At 41.3% G+C, this 3,362-nt stretch carries 1 protein-coding gene; it reads right to left on the bottom strand.

Annotation, left to right across the window (positions count from 1 at the left end):
* Positions 1-233: 233 nt before the first annotated feature.
* Complete coding sequence (locus tag C7Y69_RS21235) at positions 234-3,218, bottom strand: Tn3 family transposase (RefSeq protein ID WP_126874088.1); 2,985 nt, start codon at positions 3,216-3,218, stop codon at positions 234-236.
* Positions 3,219-3,362 lie beyond the last annotated feature (144 nt).

Genomic DNA, 3,362 nt, shown 5'->3' with positions numbered 1-3,362 from the left:
ACAGCAGTACTGTTACCTTCTTTGAGTGCCGTTAATAGTATCTCGTAAGCCTTTTCATCCACTACTCCCCACTCGTTATGAGGTAAACCTTTACTAAAACTGTTCAGGTAGTAAGGTAACTTGGTCTCATCTGGCGTTCGTTTTAGGGGTTCTAGGGATTTTCCCCTCTAAAGTAACATAAATCGCCATAACCCAAGCAGTTAGTGGCTTGTGGAGCTGGGTTACCTTTCATTTTAGACTTCATTTTGAACAATAGGCCTAGTTATTTCCTGTAAATCAGGTAGTTTGCGGTTACTAGCGAACTGATAAGTGCCGCTTAGATTAATATTCTGCCATGCAACGGGTGATACTTGTCGAGTTATTGCAGCTTTTTCCTCGTCACCAACGTCTTCAAAGTGCAGTAGTAGATGACTTAGGATCATCGAGTTAAAGTAAATAATTGCATTTGCCGTCAAACGGGCACACTCGTTCCAAACGACTATTTCTGATTCGTTTTTTCCGCGGAACTGGTCACGATTGACCGATGCAATGGCTCGCCTGAGGAAATGCCAGGCTTCGCCTCGGTTCAGTGCTCGTTGAACATATTGGCGCAGACTTGCATCATCAATATAATCAAGTAAATATTGGGCTTTGATGAGCCTATTATATTCCGTTAATGCTTGTAATATAGGGTGTCCAGATGGATAACCAGATAATTTGCGTACTAGCAATGCCTGTGTTGTGCGTTTTTCTTGAAGGGATAACACAATACGCTGAATATCCTGCCAGCCTTCCTCAATCACATTCATTTTTATCGGCTTTTTCAGCGCCAGATGCGTATTTCCGTCGTCGCTTTCAGTTACGTTAAATAGGTCATTGATCACACTGGTGAACTGAGCATACCTAGGCGCAAAACTATAACCGCATAAATCCAATAAGGCATAATTAACATGATTAACACCATGGGTGTCGGTTGAGAGTACGTCAGGCTTAAGATCACTAGTATTAGATTGTAGTAAGTCGTAAATATAATGGGACTCATGCTCATTAGATCCTATTATACGGGCATTTAACGCACTATGATTGGCAACTAACGTCATGGCCGTAATACCTTTGTTGGTGCCGAAGTATTTCGAGGAGTAGCGAGTTTTAAAAGTCTCAAGGTGAGTTTCAAATTTTTGCCCATCGGTACTGGCGTGTAGGACGTCTTCTTGGATGTGATAGTGACGGAAAATAGGGAGTGCCGCTACTGCGTTATTGATGATATCACTTGCCTCTTGCAAGGTTTCAGGCCTAATATAATTAGCTTGTATAGTGCTTAGATGCTCATAACTGCGATCAGATATTTGTGCCATCCCATATACGCCACGATGTGTCGCATTCGCAATGAGAATAGCCAATAAATCATCCTGATTGGCGCCTACTTGTTTTTGGATTGGCAGCACGTGTGCGAAGCATTGCATAAAGTTGGTTTCTTGTTCAACATAACGCAACACATCAGCAATACTGACGGGGATCATCTGTTTAAAGAAGGGGTTGTTGACAAATGATCGGGAGCCTTTAACTGGCAGTCGCCATCGTGCGCCACTTCGGCTCTTCATGATCACATTGCGGTTATCACCATTATCAATGTGACGAGCAACATCTTCTAGGGATGTTGCTAAGCGTATTTGTTTTACTTGCAGTAGCTTCTGAATCGGCTGCTTTAGCTTTTCCAACGTTGACGATGCCAATAGATCAGACTGTATTGACGATGCAATTAAGTCGTCTTCTAGCGCACGATATTTAGTGACGTTTGATAAGTAAATTCGACCATTAAGCCGAGAAGCCAGTTGACGGTAAAGCAACCATTCGTATCGCTGTGGATGAACAACATCGTTGTTGAGTAACCATGGACGATGTTTTTGTTGGATAAGTGTACTATCCATTGTTTGCAATGTATTACCTGCTAATAGTTCTGTTTTTGTGGTTCTGAGCTGTGTCACCAATACTTCTGAGCCTTTACCTGCTTGGCATTCAAGACATAGAAACACGGGCCTTAATAACTGTTCAAGTAAGGTGTTTTGATCATCATAATATTGCCATTGATATTCTTCTACTGTGCGTTTTTGCTTTTTTAAGTACAGGCATAGCGTTTCTATATCTTGGTTATTCATTACACTTAATGCTTGTTGCCTAACCGTTGCAAATGGTTGATTATCGTCGATACTGTCATCAACAAACAGATGGAGTAATTCTGCAGCTTTGGTGACATTGTCCGCAGCTGACCTCCATGAATCAAACACTGCCTGTTGGGCAAACGCATGCGCAGCTTCTTGTTGTTTCCGGATATGATGAATAAAACCATCAGTCAGTCGCTCTAAGCTTTGCCGTATGCGTTGAGTCAGAAAACACAGCAACCATAGGTGTTGCTGTGGACGCTTAAAGCGTTTTAGTTTACTACCATAATAATCCACCATTTCACCGAAGTGTTGTTGGTTTTTAGACGATAAGGCTAAGTCCTTAACAGCATCATCAATCTGTCTTGTATAAGGCTGTAACTGATGATAAACAATCAGTTCTTTTTTTAGCTCTGTCACCATAACGCTTTTTGCACCTGCTCGAAGCTGGCTTAAGGAGAGCCCATCTTTGTCATCGATAATAGTATTTAGAAATTCGTGTAGTTCAGATGAAACATGAATACGAAGCTTATTATTTAACCCCTTCTTTACCTGTTGGATAACACGACTGATAAGCTTTTGTAAGACAGTATATTTAGGGATGGCAATTCTATGCGTTGCTAGAGATTCAGCGGCTGCATCGAATAGATAACGAGGCTCAAGCCAAGCTTTGCCGACCATAACAAGATGATCGTACAACGGCGCAAAGTGCAGACTTTCGTCCCATTTCTGATAGTTTAATAACCTCAGTATTCTTTGATATATACGGTCACGTTGCATCTTATTTATGCTGAAAGGCCTGATCCCTTTGCCTCCTTGAACTTGCGTTGAAATAAACTGCATATCGTCAAAGATGAGGTTAAAGCTAGGTGAAAGAATGACAGGCTTAGACTTAAAATACCCTAATAAAGCAATGAAATAACATCGGTGGTTCCTTAGGCGAATACTTTTCGACTCTGTTAACTCGATCTCGTTTGGCGTAAAATACAATCGTTGCTGTTCAAGGGTTAATAGTGGCGGAGAATATAGATCAAGCTGCTCAGCTTTGGTAAGAATTGAGAGTTCGTTTTTTATAGCCATAGGAATTACGTTAAGTTTAAGGGGTAGTTAACCTCATAATTTGCCATACTTTGGAGAAGTAACCCACCTTTGTATGCCTTTAGATATCGTGAGTATGGCGATTTATGTTACTTTAGAGGGGAAAATCCCTAGAACCCCTAAAAC

Origin of the sequence: Alteromonas sp. KS69, from assembly GCF_003989595.1 — a bacterium.
GTDB lineage: Bacteria > Pseudomonadota > Gammaproteobacteria > Enterobacterales > Alteromonadaceae > Alteromonas > Alteromonas naphthalenivorans.
This window is presented reverse-complemented; position numbering and strand designations above follow the sequence as displayed.